The 20,084-nt window shown below is 56.9% G+C and carries 17 protein-coding genes; 5 read left to right on the plus strand and 12 right to left on the minus strand.

Annotated features, from left to right (window positions below; all coding sequences use genetic code 11):
* The first annotated feature begins 240 nt into the window (after positions 1 to 240).
* A complete protein-coding gene (ybiO, locus tag ACQE32_RS08485) occupies positions 241 to 2,520 on the plus strand; it encodes a mechanosensitive channel protein (RefSeq protein WP_427021634.1) in 2,280 nt (759 codons plus the stop codon).
* Between the two features lie 5 nt (positions 2,521 to 2,525).
* On the opposite strand, the gene rlmF is transcribed toward ybiO, so the two are convergent.
* Positions 2,526 to 3,461 (minus strand): 23S rRNA (adenine(1618)-N(6))-methyltransferase RlmF, encoded by a 936-nt coding sequence (rlmF, locus tag ACQE32_RS08490; protein WP_426974190.1) that lies wholly within the window; start codon positions 3,459 to 3,461, stop codon positions 2,526 to 2,528.
* Positions 3,462 to 3,585: 124 nt separating this feature from the next.
* Here rlmF and ACQE32_RS08495 point away from each other — a divergent pair, with 124 nt between their 5' ends.
* Together ACQE32_RS08495 and ACQE32_RS08500 are read left to right on the plus strand one after the other, a co-directional pair.
* Positions 3,586 to 4,218, plus strand: a complete 633-nt coding sequence (locus tag ACQE32_RS08495) for a flavin reductase family protein (RefSeq protein ID WP_426974189.1) — start codon at positions 3,586 to 3,588, stop codon at positions 4,216 to 4,218.
* Between the two features lie 135 nt (positions 4,219 to 4,353).
* Positions 4,354 to 5,523, plus strand: a complete 1,170-nt coding sequence (locus tag ACQE32_RS08500) for a M20 aminoacylase family protein (protein ID WP_426974188.1) — start codon at positions 4,354 to 4,356, stop codon at positions 5,521 to 5,523.
* Positions 5,524 to 5,530: 7 nt separating this feature from the next.
* Here the strand turns inward: ACQE32_RS08500 and ybiB are convergent, their stop codons facing one another.
* The 3 genes from ybiB to ACQE32_RS08515 all read right to left on the minus strand — a co-directional run bounded on the left by ybiB (position 5,531) and on the right by ACQE32_RS08515 (position 9,338).
* Complete coding sequence (gene ybiB, locus ACQE32_RS08505; RefSeq protein WP_427021759.1) at positions 5,531 to 6,499, minus strand: DNA-binding protein YbiB; 969 nt, start codon at positions 6,497 to 6,499, stop codon at positions 5,531 to 5,533.
* A 3-nt stretch (positions 6,500 to 6,502) separates the two neighbouring features.
* The gene (dinG, locus tag ACQE32_RS08510; protein WP_426974187.1) at positions 6,503 to 8,677 is read right to left on the minus strand and encodes an ATP-dependent DNA helicase DinG; all 2,175 of its coding nucleotides are present in this window, start codon (positions 8,675 to 8,677) and stop codon (positions 6,503 to 6,505) included.
* Positions 8,678 to 8,819: 142 nt separating this feature from the next.
* Entirely contained in the window at positions 8,820 to 9,338 is a 519-nt protein-coding gene (locus ACQE32_RS08515; protein WP_426974186.1) for an N-acetyltransferase family protein, read from the minus strand.
* 195 nt (positions 9,339 to 9,533) lie between these two features.
* On the opposite strand from ACQE32_RS08515, the gene ACQE32_RS08520 reads away from it, so the two are divergent.
* Positions 9,534 to 10,268, plus strand: coding sequence for a MerR family transcriptional regulator (locus tag ACQE32_RS08520; RefSeq protein ID WP_426974185.1), 735 nt, complete (start codon positions 9,534 to 9,536; stop codon positions 10,266 to 10,268).
* Between the two features lie 167 nt (positions 10,269 to 10,435).
* On the opposite strand, the gene ACQE32_RS08525 is transcribed toward ACQE32_RS08520, so the two are convergent.
* The 8 genes from ACQE32_RS08525 to ACQE32_RS08560 all read right to left on the minus strand — a co-directional run bounded on the left by ACQE32_RS08525 (position 10,436) and on the right by ACQE32_RS08560 (position 19,171).
* The gene (locus ACQE32_RS08525; RefSeq protein ID WP_426981058.1) at positions 10,436 to 11,170 is read right to left on the minus strand and encodes an ABC transporter permease; all 735 of its coding nucleotides are present in this window, start codon (positions 11,168 to 11,170) and stop codon (positions 10,436 to 10,438) included.
* Complete coding sequence (locus ACQE32_RS08530; RefSeq protein ID WP_426981057.1) at positions 11,167 to 12,102, minus strand: ABC transporter ATP-binding protein; 936 nt, start codon at positions 12,100 to 12,102, stop codon at positions 11,167 to 11,169. The genes ACQE32_RS08525 and ACQE32_RS08530 overlap by 4 nt, the downstream gene beginning before the upstream one ends.
* Positions 12,099 to 13,262, minus strand: coding sequence for an ABC transporter permease (locus ACQE32_RS08535; RefSeq protein WP_426974370.1), 1,164 nt, complete (start codon positions 13,260 to 13,262; stop codon positions 12,099 to 12,101). The genes ACQE32_RS08530 and ACQE32_RS08535 overlap by 4 nt, the downstream gene beginning before the upstream one ends.
* A 17-nt stretch (positions 13,263 to 13,279) precedes the next feature.
* Positions 13,280 to 14,200, minus strand: coding sequence for a glycine betaine ABC transporter substrate-binding protein OsmF (gene osmF, locus ACQE32_RS08540; protein ID WP_426974182.1), 921 nt, complete (start codon positions 14,198 to 14,200; stop codon positions 13,280 to 13,282).
* A gap of 116 nt (positions 14,201 to 14,316) precedes the next feature.
* Positions 14,317 to 14,880, minus strand: a complete 564-nt coding sequence (gene idi / locus ACQE32_RS08545; protein ID WP_426974181.1) for an isopentenyl-diphosphate Delta-isomerase — start codon at positions 14,878 to 14,880, stop codon at positions 14,317 to 14,319.
* 160 nt (positions 14,881 to 15,040) lie between these two features.
* Complete coding sequence (locus ACQE32_RS08550) at positions 15,041 to 16,936, minus strand: methyl-accepting chemotaxis protein (protein ID WP_426974180.1); 1,896 nt, start codon at positions 16,934 to 16,936, stop codon at positions 15,041 to 15,043.
* Between the two features lie 163 nt (positions 16,937 to 17,099).
* Positions 17,100 to 18,209 (minus strand): suppressor of fused domain protein, encoded by a 1,110-nt coding sequence (locus tag ACQE32_RS08555; RefSeq protein ID WP_426974179.1) that lies wholly within the window; start codon positions 18,207 to 18,209, stop codon positions 17,100 to 17,102.
* An 89-nt stretch (positions 18,210 to 18,298) separates the two neighbouring features.
* Complete coding sequence (locus ACQE32_RS08560; protein ID WP_427021635.1) at positions 18,299 to 19,171, minus strand: oxygenase MpaB family protein; 873 nt, start codon at positions 19,169 to 19,171, stop codon at positions 18,299 to 18,301.
* 256 nt (positions 19,172 to 19,427) lie between these two features.
* Between ACQE32_RS08560 and ACQE32_RS08565 the strand changes: the two genes are divergently transcribed.
* The gene (locus ACQE32_RS08565; protein WP_250652201.1) at positions 19,428 to 19,919 is read left to right on the plus strand and encodes a ferritin-like domain-containing protein; all 492 of its coding nucleotides are present in this window, start codon (positions 19,428 to 19,430) and stop codon (positions 19,917 to 19,919) included.
* Positions 19,920 to 20,084 lie beyond the last annotated feature (165 nt).

Raw genomic sequence — 20,084 nt, forward strand, 5'->3', positions numbered from 1 at the left:
TCGGCCTGGGCTCTCTGCGCAGGCACGATGTTATTACCCTACATAATTCATCTGCTGATGGTTCTGCCCTGGCTACTAAGCCGTGTAAAGGGGAGAATTAACCCTCTGCATGCCCTTCCCCTGCAACCATAAAAGTCATTTTCTCCGCCAGTCTGACCTCAGGATTCAGACTATTGCCTCAGCATCAGCGTCTATACTTTTCAGACGCTTCTGCCGTACCGGTTGCTATTGGGGAGAAAGATGTTGGGAATAAACGTCGTGTGGTGTCGTCTGCGTCAGGGGGTTCTGTGTGTATTACTGCTATGCCTGATATCGGCAGCACAGGCCGTGTCGCTGCCCGCTGCCGCCGTTGCCAGCCAGCAGGCTCAGAAACCCGCCAGCGAAGCGGCAACGCATGAACCAACCATCGAAGAGAAAAAAGCGGCCTGGCTTGCTCTGGCAACCATTCTGGAAAACGATGAGTCGCGTCAGGCGCTGATTAAACAGCTGCGCGAAGCCGCCGCCAGCCCCTCCACCACTAACGAGCCAGCGCTAACGCCGCCGAACGCCGCCGAAGAGCAGGAAGATAAAACCGTTCTGCAAAGCATTACCGACGTCACGCGCGAATATGGCGGACAGTTCGCCGGCAGTTTTATTCGTCTTTATAACAATATCCTCTCCGCGCCGCAGAAAGCCTTTAACAAGGCCACCTTCTTTAACGCGTTTAACCACTTCCTGATGCTGGCCGTGGCGCTGTTCGCCTTTTACTGGGCGATACGCATGCTGGTCACGCCGCTTTACCGCCAGATGGGCCGCTGGGGCCGCAAAAAAAGCAATCAGCCAGACAGCTGGCTGCATCTGCCGTTAACCATTATCGGCGCCTTTGCGATTGACCTGCTGCTGCTGGCGCTGGCGCTGTTTGTTGGACAAATCCTTAGCAACAATCTGAATGCGGGCAGCCGCACCATTGCCTATCAGCAGGGCCTGTTTCTGAATGCCTTTGCGTTAATTGAATTCTTTAAGACAGTGCTGCGCATGATCTTCTGTCCGCGCTTTCCTGAACTACGCCCGTTTTCATTTAACGATATGCGGGCACGCTACTGGCATACCCGCCTTAGCTGGCTCAGCGGCGTGATTGGCTATGGCTTACTGGTGGTAGTGCCGATTGTCTCTAATCGGGTCAATGTGCAAACCGGCGCGCTGGTCAACGTCATTATTATGGGGTTAATGACCGGCTGGGCGCTGTGGCTGATATTTCATAACCGCCGCAGCATACAGCGCGAACTCATTGCGCTTTCCGAACGCTCGTTATCCTTTTTTACGCTGTTTATTCGCGCCTTCGCCTTTGTCTGGCACTGGATCGCCAGCGCCTACTTTATTGTGCTGTTCTTCTTCTCCATCTTTAACCCCGGCGGCAGCCTGAAATTCATGATGTCGGCGACGCTGCGCAGCCTGGTAATTATCGGCCTGGGTGCCGTGGTGTCCGGCATGCTGACGCGCTGGATCAGTAAAACCATTACCCTTTCGCCTGAGCTGCGCCGCAACTATCCAGAGCTACAAAAACGGGTCAATAGCTGGATCTCCTTTATGCTGAAAGCCGCGCGTATTCTCACGGTCTTCGCCGTGCTGTTGCTGCTGCTGAATGCCTGGCAGCTGTTCGACCTCTGGTACTGGCTTACCGTGGGCGCGGGTGAACAGCTGGTGGATGTGCTGATCCGGGTATTTATGATCCTGCTCTTCTCTGCCGTAGGCTGGACCTTACTGGCCAGCCTGATAGAAAGCCGTCTCTCTTCTGATATTCACGGTCGTCCGATGCCCAGCGCACGCACGCGTACGCTGCTCACGCTGTTTCGCAACGCGCTGGCGGTGGTCATCAGCACCATTACCATCATGATATTGTTATCGGAAATCGGCGTTAATATCGCGCCGCTGCTGGCGGGGGCCGGCGCGCTGGGTTTGGCGGTCTCTTTTGGCTCGCAAACGCTGGTCAAAGATATTATTACCGGGATTTTTATTCAGTTTGAAAATGGTATGAATACCGGCGATCTGGTTACCATCGGGCCGCTAACCGGCACCGTGGAACGTATGTCGATCCGCTCGGTTGGGGTGCGCCAGGATACCGGGGCGTATCATATTATTCCCTGGTCTTCGATCACCACCTTCGCCAACTTTGTCCGTGGCATTGGTTCCTTTGTGGCGAATTACGATGTCGATCGCAGCGAAGATAGCGATCGCGCTAATGCCGCGCTGCGCTCCGCCGTGAATGAACTGATGGCGCGTGAAGATATCCACGCCTTTATTATTGGCGAGCCAAATTTTGCCGGGCTGGTTGGTCTAACCGAGCGCGCCTTTACCGTGCGCGTATCAATTACCACTCAGCCGTTAAAGCAGTGGACGGTGCGCTTTGCGCTGGATGAACTGGTGAAAAAACATTTTGATGCGGCAGGCATTAAGGCGCCGCGCCAGACGGTACAGGTTGTCCCATCCGGCGACGACAGCACCGACGCGGCGGCAATAAAAAGCCTGCCGGCACCGGACTAAGTGCCTCAGGGACGCGGCTTCATCAGTCGCGTCCGCGCCGCGCTCTCCTGAAAGGTCCAGGCGATAAAGCGGCTCTGCTTCTGCCCCTGCGCCATATCAACAATTCGTACCTCGTGCGCGCCTGCGTCGGTTAACGCCTGGCGCAGCGCAGGCAGATGCTCGCGGCGTGACACCAGTGAGGTGAACCATATTACCTGGCGCGCATAACTCACGCTTTCGCTGATCATCTGACCGATAAAGGCTTTTTCACCGCCTTCGCACCACAGCTCCGCCTGCTGGCCGCCAAAATTGAGCGGCGCATCTTTCGCCAGGCCCAGATTACGCACCTTGCGGGCGCTGCCTTCCGCAGCCTGCTCGCTGGAGGCGTGGAACGGCGGATTACAGACCACGGCGTGATAGAACTCATTTTTATGAATAATGCCCTGGAACATCCGATCGCTGTTTGGCTGACGACGCAGGCGAATGGCGCGACGCAGTGCTGGGTTAGCTTCCAGGATCGCCCCGGCGGCCTTCATCGCCTGCGCGTTCACTTCAGAACCGGTAAAGCGCCAGCCATACTCACGGAAACCAATCAGCGGATAGATGCAGTTCGCGCCGCAACCAATATCCAGCACGTTAATATCGCGCGGCACCTGCTGTGCATTATCCTGCGCCAGCAGATCGGCCAGCCAGTGCAGATAATCTGCACGTCCCGGCACCGGCGGACACAAAAAGCCATCCGGAATATCCCAGCTGTGGATCTGATAAAAATGTTTTAGCAGCGCCTGATTCAGCGTTTTCACCGCCTGCGGATCGGCAAAATCGATCGAGCTGTCGCCGCGCGGCGTGGTGATAATAAAGGGCTGCAGCGGCGGATGGGCCGCGCTCAGCGCAGCAAAATCATAGCGCTCGCGATGACGGTTTCGGGGATGCAGTTGGTTTTTAGTGGCGGGCTGTTTCATCAGGCTCTCTCTTGGGTAACGGCGCGTAAGATACCCGCTCCGGAAAAAACCGTAAACAATTGACGTGCATTTTTTCACGCCGAAGCGGCTAAGATGAAGCTGTCGCTTAACTCTAAGGATAATTATGTCTCGTCAACGTTACTCCTATCAACCCCGTGCGGGCCACGGTCTGCCGCACGATCCCTTTAATGCGATCGTTGCGCCGCGTCCTATTGGCTGGATCAGTTCACTCAGCGCTTCTGGCGTGCGCAACCTGGCTCCCTACAGCTTTTTTAACAGCTTTAACTATCAGCCGCCGATTATTGGTTTCGCCAGTCTCGGTAAAAAAGACAGCTTGCGCAATATTCTGGAAACCAAAGAGTTTGTCTGGAATCTGGTCACGCGCCCGCTGGCGGAAGCGGCCAATGAAAGCTCCGCTTCGGTGGCGCAGGAGGTAGATGAGTTTATGTTAGCAGGCGTGACGCCCATCAGCGGCGATCTGGTCAGGGCGCCGATGGTGGCGGAAAGTCCGGTTAACTTTGAATGCCGCCTGACGCAGCATCTGCAGTTACAGAATGCCGACGGCGCGCCGCTGGATAGCTGGCTGATCCTCGGCGAGGTGGTTGCGGTACATATTGATGATGCGCTGCTGGAAGAGGGCATTTATCAGACCAGCAAAGCGCAACCGGTTCTGCGCGCCGGTGGCCCCAGCGCCTGGTACGGCATCAGCGAAGCCCAGCGCTTTGAGCTGCAACGCCCGGACGCGCGCAAAAAGTAACTACCCAGCGCCGCGATTTAGCCATTAAATAACCACGACTGTTTTACGTCGCAACCGATAGACTGCACCGGTTCTCTCTTCTAGAGTGAAGTTATTCCGCTGCGCAAACAGGCGCGGCTCGAAGAGAGGACCGTTATGAGTTTACCCGCAGCGTTAATTGAAGAGGCGGTGCAATGGCGCCGTCAGCTGCACGCTCAGCCAGAGCTGGGCTACCAGGAACAGCATACTGCCCATTTTGTTGCCGAACAGCTACGCAGTTTTGGCTTACAAGTGGCGACCGGCATCGCCAAAACCGGCGTTATTGGCACCCTGGAGTGTGGTCCTGGCCCTACGATTGGCCTGCGCGCCGATATGGATGCTTTACCCATTACGGAACGAGGAGAGCAGCCCTGGCGATCGCAGCGCCCCGGCGCTATGCACGCCTGCGGTCACGATGGTCATACCGCTATTTTGCTGGCCAGCGCGAGGTGGCTGGCGCAGACGCGCCGCTTCAGCGGCACGGTGCATTTTATTTTTCAGCCTGCCGAAGAGAATCTGGGCGGCGCACGTCAAATGGTGGAGGAAGGGCTGTTCCAGCGCTTTCCGATGGACGCCGTTTATGCGTTGCACAACTGGCCTGGCCTGCCGTTAGGCACGTTGGCGGTCAACGATGGCGCAATGATGGCCTCCCTCGATTCGTTTGAAATAACCCTTACCGGCAAAAGCTGTCACGCCGCCATGCCGGAGTGCGGTGCCGACCCCATTGTAGCGGCGGCCCAGCTGATTCTGGCATTGCAAACGATTCCTGCGCGCCGGCTGTCACCGCTGGCCTCGTCCGTGGTCAGCGTTACCCAGATCCAGGGCGGAGAAGCCATTAATGTGATCCCGGAGGCGGTGACGCTGCGCGGTACCGTGCGCTGTTTACAAAGCGAGGTCAGGGAGAAAGTACGCGGGCTTATCGGGTCGTTTGTGGAGGTTCTGCCGCAGCCGCTGGGAGTTGAGGGAACGATTTGCTGGTATCCCGGCTATCCGGTGACACAAAATCATGCTCTGCCCGCCGCACGCGTGCGCGAGGCGGCTATCGGGTTGTTCGGCGCGGAACAGGTACGCTGGCAGGTGGATCCCTCAATGGCGTCAGAAGATTTCGCCTGCATGCTGGAAGCCTGCCCCGGCGCCTATTTCTGGATCGGTGCCGATGGCGATACGCCGTCCCGTGCGCTACATAACGCCAGCTATGACTTTAACGATGCGCTGATTGAACCGGCTATCGCCTTCTGGCAGCGGCTGGTTGAGAGCCATTTGCCGCTGCCGGTAAATCAACGCTAGCGTCGGCTCAGTAGCCCGCCGCTGCCAGCGCCGCCAGGCCCTCATCCAGCGAGGCGCTGCGACCGCTGGCCAGATAGCAGCAGGCGATCTGCAGCCGTAATGATTGCGGTACCGGACGAGATTTTTCCAGCACCTGCTGGATCCAGGCGGCAGTGACTGTCGCCTCTTTGCTTTCCGGCAGATCGCAGGTGCACTCCGGCTGACGCGCCACCAGCTCTTGCGGTTCCGCCGCCGCACCGTGGATCAGGTTAATAGCGGGGCAGCGCAGCGGATTGGCGTAAACTTCCCCTTCCGTGCCGTTCAGTAGTAATGCCCTGCCGCCCTGCGCTCTGAAAAATTTTGCCACGCGTGGAATATATTCGGGATGGGAAACGCTGGCGAAACGCAGCGCTGCGGCCTCGTCAAAAGGGGTAATCAGCTTAGCCAGCGTGTGCGCGCTGTTACGCACGCCCAGACGCCAGCGCAGCCCCAGCTGTTTGGCCAGCGGCGCACAAAGATTGTCTACGGTGATAAACACCGGCTCGCCCTGCTCCAGTTTCGCCTGCGCGTTTTGCGCATCGCTGACGGCAGCAATGCCAAGCGCCTGGAAAACGGTCTCGCTGGTCACGCGCGTGGCATCGTCGCTGACGCCATGTACCACCACCGGGAAGCCAAGACGAGAGAGCAGCAGCGCCAGCAGCGGCGTCAGATTGCCCTGACGGCGTGCGCCATTGTAGCTGGGGATCACGATGGGCAGCGGCTTGCCCGCCGGTGGCGTCAGCGAAAGCACTCGCTCCTGTACGGCGCGATAGAAACCGGTCATTTCCGCCTCGCCTTCCCCTTTGATACGCATCGCAATCAGCAGCGAACCCAGCTCCAGATCCGGCACTTCGTCGTTAAGCATGGCGCGATAAAGCTGATACGCGCTCTCTTCATCCAGATCGCGCGCATGGTTTTTGCCACGGCCCACTTCTTTAATCAGTTTGTTGTACTGCAACATTTAATGCTTTTCCTTTTTTCGACGCCGCGCCGCCGGTACGGGCCTGGGTTTGCTGGTGCTTACCGGTGCTATGGTGCCTTCAGGCATCGGCGGCTGCTCTATGGGAAAAACCGGCAGGGCTTTTAACAGGCGTGCACCGTATGCTTTGGTGATCAGCCGCCGATCGTAAATCACAATTTCACCAAAGCACTGATGGCTTCGGATCAATCTCCCCACCTGCTGGATCAGACTAAATGAGGCGCTGGGCAGACTTTGCACCTCAAACGGGTAGCGCTTCAGGCTCTTCAGCCACTCCCCTTCGGTTAAAATTACCGGACTGTCCACCGGTGGAAAAGCGATTTTGTGAATATGTACCTGAGAAAGCAGCTCGCCTTTTAAATCCAGCCCTTCAGCAAAAGATTGCAGGCCCACCAGCACGCTCGCCTCGCCCTGCTCTACCCGCTTGCGATGCAGCTCTACCAGCCGGTAGCGCGGCTGATCGCCCTGCACCAGCAGCATCAGCCGCAGATCGCTCAGGTGCGTCAAAAACTGCTGCATGGCGCGGTTGCTGGCAAACAGCACCAGCATGCCTTTGTGCTGGCCCGCTTTCACCTGATGGCGAAAGAAATGAGCCATTTCAGCGATATGCTGCGCCTCATTTGCCATCAGCGGCTCAAAGCGCATCTGGGGGATAATCAGCTTGCCTTGCTCAACATGATTAAACGGCGAGCCGAGCGCCACAAAGCGATCTCCCACCTTTTCGTTAAGCCCGGAAAGTTCCTGTAATCGGTTAAAGCTGTTCAGCGATTGCAGCGTTGCCGAAGTCAGCACCACATGCGGCACTTTTCGCCACAGTAGCTTCTCCAGCTGTTCACTCACGCGAATACCGGCGCAGTGGAAAAAGAGGTGTGGCTGGCCTTCCCGCAGTTCGCGGCTGACCCATTTCGAAACCGGCGCGCCGGAGGCCTGCTCCATCGACGCCAGCCGCCACAGTTTGCTGATGCTTTCAAACCAGCCGAAAGCGCGGTTCATCTGCAGCATCGTACGGTGCAGGCGCACCACATCGTATTGTCCGCTCTTTTCGCTGAGATCGTTTAACAGCCCTTCCGCCAGCCCGCGCAGCCCGTCGCTCAGTTTGAAAAGGCGGGCGCATAAGGTTTGCATCTCTTCCGGCAGTTGCCCCATTTCAAAGCGATGTTCACCTTCCTGCGGCTCTGGCGGCAGCCACAGCGCCAGAATACGCGTCAGGCTGGCGAGATGTTCGCGCCATTCGTCACAGTGGGTTTTTAACCGCTCGGGATTCGCCAGCGGCGGCGGTGATTTTGGCCGAAACTGCGCCATACAGGTTTCCACCAGGCGCACAAACAGATCAAGTTGCAGGCTGGTCCAGGCGGCGGTGATGTCAGCGCTGGTTTCCAGCGCATCGCGCGCTACTTCCGGCAGATGGTGGCCTTCATCCAGCACCAGCAGCAAATGCTTCGCTGGTGGCAGCACCGATTCGCTCTCCAGCGCCGCCATCACCAGCGCATGGTTAGCCACCACCACGTCCGCCTGCTCGATCTCCCGCCGGGCGACAAAAAAGGGACATTCGCGATACCAGTGGCAGTTGCGCGCCAGGCAGTTAGCCTTATCGGTGCTTAAGCGCTGCCAGAGCGTATCGTCGATCGCCTCTTCGCAGTGATCGCGCAGGCCGTCCCACTGATGCCGATCCAGCGACTTTTCCAGTTTGGTACAGAGCTTGCGCTCATCTTTGTTGGCCACCAGATTGTCATCGAGAAACAGCAGCAGATCGCCCTGCTTTTCGCTGTCGGTCGCCAGCGCGTTCAGGTTACGCGGGCAAACATAGCGCCCGCGCCCAAAGGCGGCGGTGAATTTTAGATCGGGGATTATTTTTCGCAGCAGCGGCAGATCTTTACTAAAAATCTGATCCTGCAGCGCGACGTTCGCGGTGCTGATCACCAGCGGTTTCTCTTCGGCACGGCCAACGGCAATGCCCGGGATCAAATAGGAAAGGGTTTTGCCCACCCCGGTCGGCGCTTCGATCGCCAGATGACGCCCATCGTCACCGGCCAGGGTTTTTGCCACTTCGGCAATCATCTGCCGCTGCGGCGCGCGTGGAATAAAATCGGGAACCTGCTGCTGCAGCGCTTTATACCATTCGCCAATCTGCGCTTTTAACGCTGCGGTTAATGCCATCTTGCTCTCTTCCTGCGTTGATAACCTGTATTTTTACACAGTATGACGCTGGCGTCAGCCGCTTATCAGCGAATATGGAAGAGCGCTTCCGGCATTTATAGCTGCACAGCAGCGGCGTTGCGTTCAGCCGCCAAGCGTAAAATCAGGCCAGCCGCTTATACATCACGGTGGTGGCATCCATCGCGCCTTCCGTTGACTGCGCGTAATAAGGAATAGCTCCGGCAACTTCCCAGCCCAGCGACAGGTAAAGCAGACTGGCGATATCGCCGCTGCGAGTATCCAGCACCATCAGGCTGCGCCCTGCCTGTTTAACCAGTTGCTCCGCCCGCTCCATCAACTCACGCGCAATGCCCTGCCGCCGCGCCGCCGGATGTACCAGCAGCTTGCTGATTTCAGCGCGATGGCGTCCGTTGGGCATCATATTCCATAACACCATCACCGTGGCGACAATCTGCTGTTGCTGACGCGCCACCAGCAGCAGCCGATCGCCCTGTTCGAGGCCATTAAAATTATCCTGCCAGAAATTTCTCATCACTTGTCGATCGTCAGGATCGATAAATCCCACGCTGGCACCTGCGTTGACGCACCCCTGCAGAACATCGGTTAATGCTTCCAGCTCGTTTATCGCCTGCTGCCGATTAATAATTTGATATTCAATCATCTTTGCTCCACCAGTAAATGATGCGCCTGTTTGGCCTCTGGCGCGTAACGTTCAGAAACAGGAAATGTGTCTCTGAGAGTTACCGGCTTTGCGGTCTGGATCAAGTTGTACAACTAAAAAAACTATGTACACGTTAACTCAGCTCCGCTAAGGTTAACGCAGATAATGTATTTAAAATGCAAGTTGAGGCAGTCAATGGCCCTGTACAGCATCGGTGATGTCGCCGAACGCTGTGGTATAAACCCTGTAACGTTACGCGCATGGCAGCGTCGCTATGGGCTGCTTAAGCCACAGCGCACCGAAGGCGGGCATCGACAGTTTGATGAGGAAGATGTTCAGCGTATCGAAGAGATCAAGCGCTGGATAGAGAGCGGCGTACCGGTAGGCAAAGTCAAATCGCTGCTGGAAGGCGAAAATATTGATACGCACGACGGCTGGCTGGCGTTGCAGGAAGAGGTAATGAGCGTGCTACGCCACGTTCGTCCGGCGAAACTACGGGCTAAAATCGCCAATATCGGTCGTGAGCATTCTGTAGATGCGTTAATTGATCATGTGTTTGTGCCGGTTCGTCAGCGGCTTGGGCTTGATCAAAACACGGCGAAAACCATGTGCAGTCTGCTGGATGGCGCCCTGATCGATTATGTCGCCTTTTACCTGAGCAGCGTACGTAAAAAGGCAGGAAAGGATGCGCTGCTGCTCGGTTGGGGGGTGGAAGACCGTACCCGTATCTGGCTGGAAGCCTGGCGTTTGTGCCAGCAGGGCTGGCGTGTCGACGTGCTGGCAGAACCGCTGGATAACCCCCGCCCGGAACTCTTTCCGGGTCAGCAAATTTTTGTCTGGACGGGTAAAAAACTGACCCGCCGACAAGCAGAGCAGTTTACTCACTGGCATGAGCAGGGCTTCTCAATCAGCCTGCACGGGCCGAGTTAAAAATGGCGTAAATTGCCTGGTCGCCAGGCACGGATCGGGTTATGATCCGCTCTCTTGTTTGATCGTTACAGGCAGTATTATGAACTGGCAAAAATTTCTGGTTGGCACCCTCTTTTTCATTATGGCAGTCGGCGGTACCGGCGGCCTGATGCTGGTGGGCTATACCATTATCTTACATTCCCGCTAAAGCAGCGCTGCAGGCGCTCAAACAGCCGGTCCACCACCAACGCCAGTAGCGCCACCAGCAACGCTCCCTGAATCACATACGCCGTATTAAACCCGCTCAGGCCGATAATAATCGGCGATCCCAGGCTTTTCGCGCCTACCGTAGAGGCGATGGCGGCGGTGCCAATATTGATGATCACCGAGGTGCGCATCCCGGAGATAATTACCGGCGCAGCCAGCGGCAGCTCTACACGGGTTAAACGCTGCCAGTTGCTCATCCCGACCCCCTGCGCCACTTCTTTAACGCTGGAGGGCACTGATTCGATCCCGGCCAGGGTGCCTTGCAGCACGGGTAAGATTCCATACAGCATCAGCGCGATAATCGCTGGCTGCTCGCCAAAGCCGATTACCGGCACGGCCACCGCCAGCACCGCTACTGGCGGAAAGGTTTGCCCGGCGGCAGCCAGCGTCTCCACCAGCGGACGAAACTCCTGTCCGCCACGGCGCGTCACGGCAATGCCTGCGCCCAGCCCTGTCAACGCCGCGCCCAGGCTGGAGATCGCCACCAGTTGCAGATGCGCCAGCGCCAGCTGGAAAAAACGCTCTTGCTGATAGACCGGACGCTCCAGCTCAGGGAACCAGTGGGCGAAAAGCGGCCCGCTCCAGGGCATCAGCAACAGCAGCGCGATAAAAAGCGCAATCAGCCACAGCAGCGGATCGCGCGTTAGTCGTTTCATGCACCCTCCCGCTGACGCAACAGATCGCTGAAGTGCAGCACGCCCAGCGGCACGCCCTGCGCATCGGTTACCGGCAGCTTATCGGTTTGTCGGGCGATAAACAGCGAGAGTGCCTCACGTAACGAGATCGCCGCCGACACCGACTCCTCCTCCAGCCATTCGCCGCGCCTGGCCGCGCTGCCCGCGCTGCCCAACGAGAGCAGGCGCACGCCCAGCTCGCTGCGGCCAAAAAAGTCACGGACAAAATCGTTGGCGGGACGGGTTAACAGCTCCACCGGCCTGCCCTGCTGTACGATGCGTCCGTTATCCATCAGCACAATGTTATCCGCCAGCGCCAGCGCCTCATCAATATCGTGCGTTACCAGCACAATGGTACGTCCGGAGAGCCGATGAATACGCAGCATCTCCTGCTGCAGCGCGCCGCGCGTGACCGGATCAAGCGCGCCGAACGGCTCATCCATCAGTAACACCTCAGGATCGGCCGCCAGCGCCCGCGCTACGCCCACCCGCTGCTGCTGCCCACCGGAAAGCTGATGCGGATAGCGCTGACGCAAGCCCTCATCCAGGTTAAGCAGCGTCAGCAGCTCACTTATTCGCGCCTGTTTCTTCGCCTGCGGCCACCTCAGCAATCCCGGTACGGTGGCGATATTTTTTTCAACCGTCCAGTGCGGAAACAGCCCTATCGACTGAATGGCATACCCCATTCGTCGTCGCAGCGTTTGCGGGTTAAAGCTACGGATCTCTTCGCCGGCAAACAGAATTGTCCCTTCATCATGCTCAATCAGCCGGTTAATCATTTTCAGCGTGGTGGATTTACCTGAGCCGGAGGTGCCAATCAGCACGGTAAATTCTCCGGCGGCGATATGCAGATTGATGCCGTCCACCGCCGCCTTACCGGCAAAGTATTTGCTCACCTGGTTAAACTGAATCATAAGGCGTTCCTTTGCAGCAGGGAGATAACAATTTTAAACAGCGTATCCACCAGCACCGCCAGTGCGATAACCGGGATCACGCCCAGCAGCACCAGTTCCAGCGCGCTACTGAGCAGTCCCTGAAAAATAATTGCGCCGAAGCCGCCTGCGCCAATCAGGGCGGCGATAACGGCCAGGCCAACTGTCTGAATGGTCACTACACGCAGGCCGCTAAGCAGCACCGGCAACGCCAGCGGGATCTCTACCTGCCAGAAGATTTGCGCCTGCGACATGCCCATGCCGCAAGCGCTTTCGCGCACGCCCGCCGGCACCTGTTGCAGCCCCGCCACCAGGCTACGCACCAGCGGCAGCAGCGCATACAGCACCAGCGCAATCAGCGCCGGTGCAAGACCGATGCCGCTAACGCCAAGCCGCCCCAGCCAGGGAAAATGCGCCGCCAGCCCTGCCAGCGGCGCGATCAACAAGCCGAACAGCGCCACCGACGGCACGGTCTGGATAATATTCAGCACGGAGAAAATCACGCTCTGCCAGCGTGCGCGGCGATAGCAGATCAGGCCCAGCGGTATGCCGATAAGCAGCGCCGGCAACAACGTCGCCGCCAGCAGCAACAGGTGACGCGCCAGCGCCTGGTCAAACACCTCCTGACGGTTGGCATACTCTTTCAGCAACGAGAGCTGATCGAGCTGTCCGCCGAGCAGCAGCGCCAGCAACGGTAGCCAAACCTGAGCATTCAACAGCAGCCGCCACGGTACGCTGCGCGTCAGGCGCGTCACGCTGTCTGCGGCAATCAGCAGGCAAAGCGCGATAGCCGCCCACAGACCGCTGCCGAAACCGGTACGCGCCAGCGCGCTGCCCTGCCCGGCCAGCGTTTGCGCCGCGTGGCCGCCAAGCGCCACCAGCAGGGTGAGCAGAATTTCGCTCAGCGCCAGCGTCAGGATCAGCGTTGGACGATTAAGCGACTGCCAGACCAGCAGCAACAGAAGCGGAAGAATCAGCAGGATCAGCCAGCTCGCCCCCTGCAGCAGTTCGGTCAGCATCACCGGCTGGCCCGATACCAGCCGGTTCGGTGCAAAACTGGCGAAGGGTAAAAGAAACAGCGCTGCAATCAGCAGCGCGGTCAGCAGCAGCAGTACGCGATTACGGGGGATCAAACGCCGCATGGTTTCGTTGCTGTGAATTACAGCAGTTTTTGCTGTTGCAGCCATTCAGCGGCCACCTTTTTCGCATCCTGCCCTTCAACGGCAATTTTGGCGTTCAGCGACTGCAAGGTTTTTTCATCCAGGGCGCTAAATACCGGTTTCAGCCAGGCGGCGATTTCCGGGTACTGTTTCAGCGCTGCGGCACGGATCACCGGCGCGGGCGCGTAGATTGGCTGGACGCCTTGAGGATCGCTTAATGTTTGCAGCCCCAACGCCGCCACCGGTCCGTCAGTACCGTAGGCCATCGCCGCATTCACGCCGGAAGTTTGCTGCGCCGCCGCCTTGATGGTGACCGCCGTATCGCCGCCCGCCAGTGACAGTAGCTGGTCCTGACTGAGCTTAAAGCCATACGCTTTTTCAAAAGCAGGCAGCGCATCGGCACGTTCGATAAATTCGGCAGAGGCAGCCAGCTTAAGGGTGCCGCCCTGCTTAAGATAACGGCTGAGATCGGCCAGCGAAACAAGCTGGTTTTTCTGCGCCAAATCGCCGCGTACCGCGATAGTCCAGGTATTGTTAGCCGGTGCGGGCGTCAGCCAGACCAACTGATTTTTCTGCTCGTCCAGCGCTCTGACCTTTTCATAGCCCGCCTGCGCATTTTTCCATGCCGCATCGCCAGCCAGATTAAAAAAGAACGCGCCGTTGCCGGTATATTCAGGATAAATATCCAGCTCGCCGGCGGTTATCGCACCGCGCACCACCTGCGTATTGCCCAACTGAATTTTATTTACCGTTGGCACGCCATGCTTATTCAGCACCTGCAAAATAATGTTGCCCAACAGCGAGCCTTCCGTATCGATTTTCGAGCCGACACGCAGCGGATCGGCAGCCTGTGCGGTGCCAGCCAGCGTCATCAGGGCGGCAAAGAGCAGTATCCCGCGACGCGCAGTAGCAAAAGCCATGGCAGTTTTCCTTTTCAGCAAAGTGAGTCTGTCAAAGCGTAGCGCAAATGTTTGCAGTGCGAAAATAAAACGGCCTGACATGGCGCAACGGCGTGCGGGCGACGGGCTTCTCTGATCTATCCGTTGGATGCGCCAGGCTTTAGCTGGCCCGCATGCTGAATAAAGCGCGTTAGCTGCGCGGGAATGCGGGCGAACGTATATAAAAACCAGGGAGTAAAGCGGGCAGGATCGTGTGTTATCTCCTGTTGGATAGCCTCCAGTGAAAGCCAGCGGCAGGCATCCGCCTCTTCAGGATTGAGCTGTGGCTGGGCGTCGCTAATGGCAAAAAAAACATGCCCATATTCATGCTCGGTCAAACCGTTACTTAACGGCAGGTTATAGCTCAGTTCAAACATCGCCGTCAGGGTTAAATCAAGCCCCATCTCTTCCCGCAAACGCCGTTCGGCGGCATGCTGAGTGGGTTCCGAAGGATAAGGATGGCCGCAACAGGTATTGCTCCACAGGCCGCCGCAGTGATATTTAGCACTGGCGCGGCGTTGCAGCAACAGTTGATGTTGATGGTTAAAGACATAAACGGTTACCGCGCGATGCAGTAACCCTTTTTCATGCACTTCCTGTTTTTCCATTATGCCGACAGGACGATCAAGAGGATCAACAAGAATAACTTCAATAGCGGACATACGGGCTCCTTCAGACTAATCCCAGCTATTGTGGCATAACCACTCGCTCTTAAGCCGCAAAAAAGTCCCGCGTATTCATCAGAATATGTACAAAAAAGTAACCTGACTTACTCCTTCGCTCCGCTGCCCACTTGCACAGCGGAGCCTGTGGATTTATCGCTTACAGTTTGAAACGGGTTACTACCTGCTCCAGCTGAACGCTCTGCTCTTCCATTGCCTGAGCGGCGGCGGAAACCTGTTCAACCAGGGAGGCGTTCTGCTGCGTGGTGTTATCCAGTTGGTTAATCGCCACGTTAACCTGTTCAATTCCCATGCTCTGTTCACGGCTGGAAGACATGATTTCGTTCATCAGGGTCGTCACGCTGCTGACACCCTGCATCAGTTCATCCATGGTGCGGCCCGCTTCATTGACCAGCTGGCTGCCCGCATCAATATTTGCCACCGACGTTTCAATCAGCTTTTTAATCTCACGCGCCGAGTTGGCCGAACGCTGCGCCAGATTACGTACTTCGCTGGCAACCACCGCGAAGCCGCGCCCCTGTTCACCGGCTCGCGCCGCTTCTACCGCTGCGTTCAGCGCCAGGATATTGGTCTGGAAGGCGATACTGTCAATCACGCTGATAATATCCACCACCTTACGTGAGGATGCGTCAATTTCGCCCATGGTGGTCACCACCTGTCGTACCACGCCGGTACCGCGCTCCGCCACTTTCGCGGCTTCGCCCGCCAGCTGGTTGGCGTGGGTGGCGTTATCAGCATTCTGACGCACCGTGCCGGTTAACTCTTCCATCGACGCCGCAGTTTGCACAATAGAGCTGGACTGCTCTTCCGTACGTGCCGAGAGATCAAGGTTGCCGCTGGCAATCTGGCGCGAGGCGGAAGTAATAGCCAACGCGCTGTCGCCGACCTGTCGCATCAGCCCCTGCAGATAGCTAATAAACTGGTTAAAGCTCTCTGCAACGGCGTTAAATTCCGGGCTGTTACTGGCTGGCAGACGCTGGGTTAAATCCGCCCCGCCAGTGGATAAGGCCAGGATATTTTCGTTAAGCAGGCTCAGGCGCTTCATCATGCTGCGAATAAAGCCCAGCAGCACCAGCAGCAGCACAATAGCTAACGGGATCTGAACCATGCCCAGGCGCGTCATCATTGAGTGGGTCTGCTGCGTCAGCAGGCTGGTCGGCACATCGCTGGCCAGATACCAGGGGCTGCCGGCGATCTGCTGAACAAACAGTGTGCGGTCGCCCTCTTCGCTCTGATACTGGCTCTCTATCGGCTCTTTCCCGGCATTGGCCAGCAGCGTCTTCAGCGGCGCGGCCATTGGCAGGGAAAGCTCATTGAGATATTGCAGTTTCGGCGTCCCCTCAACCAGCGCTGCGTTGCCGACGACTTTGCCATCGGCCTCTACGATCAGTACGCGTCCTTGAATCGCCTCACCCATCTCTTTCGCCAGATGGTTAAAGAACCCCAGCGTCACGTCGATGGTGGCAACGCCCCAGGCTGCGCCGTTGCGATAGATCGCCATGGCGCAGTTGGTACGCGGCTGCGGGCTGGCGGCATCCTGATAGGCGTTAGCCCAGGCGCACTCTCCTTTGCTGGCAGCAAGACCGGCTTTATACCACGACTGTTCATAGTAGCGATCTGCCTCTGGTGAGTTCCAGAAGGTGTTTACCTGTAGCTGATTGCTGGCGTCACGGGCAAAGAAGGTGCTGAATTTTTCCCGGTCTGCGGCGCGCATGTTCGGCAACGGCCAGATACCGCCGCCAAAGACGTTGCTGTCATTATATTGATTAACCAGCGCCGGCAGCAGGCTGTCGATAGCGGCGCTATCCAGTACGCTAACCGCTTCGGTAATGGTGCGTTGCTGAGCCTGAACCCGGTTCATCTGTTCGATAATCCGGGCGGCGAGCGTATCAACTTCGTAGCGCACCAGGCGCTCTTCATTGGTTTTTAATTGTGGAGCAACAAAAAGATTGATGACCACCACGGTGATCGCCATCAATAACAGAAAAAATGCCACGATCGCCGCGGTAAAGCGTGCCTGCGTTGTTTTTATCATGTTCACACCACATAACAGGAAGGGCCATATTGCCCTTCTCGTGTTAACGGCATGTAACCTTTTTACTTGAGGCGATCGCCATCACAATTTACAAATCTTCTCTCTGGTCAAAGAAAGTCGTGACAGCCAGCGGTGGCGAGCATCACCACAACAGACGCAGCCCTCATGTTTCCTGTTCAACCACCTGCTGGCGCGGCCGGAAGATATGATTCGCGCCATACTGCAACAGACGCGTAACCAGTTGAATACCGCCCTGGTCATCCGCCTGAGCAAAGGCCTGTTCGGCGGCCGTCACTGGCGTGGTCCACAATAAATTTACCCGCTCGCCTTCGCGTTTTGGCAAGGCAAACTGTCCACCTTCTGCACCCAGCGTGGCAGAGAGCAAAAACCCTTCAAAGCCTACCGGCGCAACGGAAGAGGGCAGCGTATGGCCTTCGCCCAGCCAGTTCAGGCTGCTCCAGGGATAGTGCGCATAATTCGCCAGTGCGCTGGCCATCTGGATAGCATTATCCTCTGTCATTACTTCCGCATCGATCGCCATCGCCAGTTCAGTGCGGCGATACTGCGGAGCCAGATCCTCATAGAGAAAATCTACCCACGGCATCGGACGGATGCACATACCAAGCGTGAAGAAATACCAGACGCCCTGATGATAATGTTGTGAAATCGCCATCGGCGGCCACTTGCCCTGGTCGATAGCATAATATTTAAGCGACGGGCCGTAGTGTGATTCGTAGCACTGCAGCAGATCGTGCTCGACCGGCTGCCAGAGATGCCCGTCATGCCAGTCGCGCCAGAACTGGCGATGCGCCAGCGCCTGAGCGTAATAGTGGTTGGTTGATGCCGATCCCAGCGGCGCAGTCAGGCGATTCTCCTTGATGCAGCCTGCCGAGAAACTCACCTGTTTATTTTGATACAGGCTCCAGCCCGGGATCACCGCCAGCAGTTGCCCCTGATACCAGACCGCCGCGCCATCATCGGTCGGTTCCCAAATGATTTGCAGACCGGCCGGATCAAGCGGCGGCTCAGCCTCCAGCGTGCGACAACAGTCGGCGCTTAACAGCGGCGCAATCCCCTGCTCTATGGCCGCGCTGTCCTCTTCAAATGGCGCGGGCAGCAGGTTACGCAGCCAGCAGCCGCGTACCGCAAAGCGGGAGCGAAACGGCTCGGTGGGCCAGATATAAAAATAGGCGGCCCGTTCGGTCTGTTCGATGATGGCGGTTAACGTCTGTTGCTGATTAGTCACCTCAGCAATCAACTGCGAATATGTCATAGTGCCTCAACGCAACGTGGAGGAATCCAGCTTCCCCGAGAATAGAGCAGGATCTCCCTTATTGCGACACAGCGGCAAGGGTAATAATCTCAAAAATCACGCCCCATGCGCCGCATTGCGCGCGGAAACGCGCCGTTACGCACCGACCAGCGTAGCAAGCGTGCCAGTAAGCGGATGCGTCGATCGATAATGGCCTGACGGCGCGCGCTCAGGGTCAGATCGCTCATCTGCTGCGCCCAGTCGGGCAGCAGACCCATACCCGCTTCCATCAGCGTGCCCATAACCAGTTTTGCTGGTCTGCTGGGCGCGGGAGCCTGGCGCAGCAGCCTGATAACTTCGCGGGTGCGCGCGTCACAGCAGAGCTGGGGGCGCATCCGCTGCAGGTACTCCTCTACCGCCTGTACGCTTTTGGGCATCTGCTGCGCGCCCAGCGCCTCGGCAACCCGCGCCGCCTGTGCATAGTAGAGATCGCGGTCGGTCAGGCTAAGCGCCGGGTTTTTATAACGCAGATGGCCCGCGAGAAAACAGCTGGCCTCGGCAACATGCACCCAGGTTAACAGCTCAGGATCGCTGGCCGCATAAGGATTGCCGTAAGCATCGACGCCGTTAACCTGTAGATGGATACGCTTTACCCGTTCAATTAAGGTAAGCGCATCGGCGCGGTTGCCAAAGGTAGTGACCGCGACAAACTGGCTGGTACGACGCAAACGTCCCAGCATATCCTGACGAAAGGATGAGTGATCCCAGACGCCTGCCAGCGCCGAAGGATGCAGCATCTGTAACAGCAACGCGCCAATGCCACCGCACAGCATAGAGGTGAAGTCGCCATGCACCGGCCAGACCAGGCTATCAGGGCCAAACAGCCCCGGATCGCCCGGCGGCTGAGAGAGATCGAACTCGTTAAGTGACAGGCCGTTTACCCGGAAAACCTGCTTTTCAATGCGCCTGCGTAATAATTCCATTAAATATCCATCACTTCTTTACCTGCCGGTGCGTTCTGCAATAAACAAATACACTCTTTTACGCAGAATTACGTCTCTGGCAAGCGCATGATTAATAAACCAAAAATTTAATAAGCAAAGTACAAATGAGCACAAATCCTTATCTTTCATCTGCTTGTAAGCGAAGCGCAGATTATTTGCCTGTTTTATCACCTTCTACCAGGCTTTTATGGCAACCGCAGCACACCAACACCTAATTAATAGGGAGATAAGCGTTATGACTATGCAATCGTTAAACGATCTGTTTGTTCATACTCTAAGCGATGTTTACAGTGCTGAAGTTCAGTTAACCAAGGCACTGCCAAAAATGGCCGAGGCCGCCACTGAAACTCAACTTGTCGAAGGCTTTAGACAACACCTCGAGGAGACCAAAGGCCATATCGAACGCCTTGATCAGGTTATCCAGTCTCTCGACAATGTGGAAATGGAAAATGTTACCTGTGTAGCAATGGAAGGGCTGATCAAAGAAGGCGAGGAGATTATTCAGGAAGTGGAAGAAGGGCCGGTGCGCGATGCAGGCCTGATTGTCGCCGCTCAGAAAGTCGAACATTATGAAATCTCCAGCTACGGTTCGCTGATGGCGCTGGCGAAAAATCTGGGCTACGACAATGTCGTCTCTATCCTGAAAAATACCCTGGATGAAGAAAAAGCGACCGATGAAAAACTCACCATGCTGGCTGAACAACAGGTTAATCAGCACGCCGCCTGACGGCGCTAAGCGTGAAGTGATCTCATTAGGCGTTTTTAACAGAGCATAGATACCAGATAAGCCGATCGGTTGGCTGCCGATCGGTTTTTTTATGCCGGTTATCGTGATCCTGTCCTATGCGCATTCATTCCTTTTTCATTCGTTGTGCCTGCGCCTCTCCGCACC

The sequence above is a fragment of the Pantoea sp. FN0302 genome, from assembly GCF_050113775.1.
GTDB classification, from domain to species: Bacteria; Pseudomonadota; Gammaproteobacteria; order Enterobacterales; family Enterobacteriaceae; genus Mixta; species Mixta alhagi.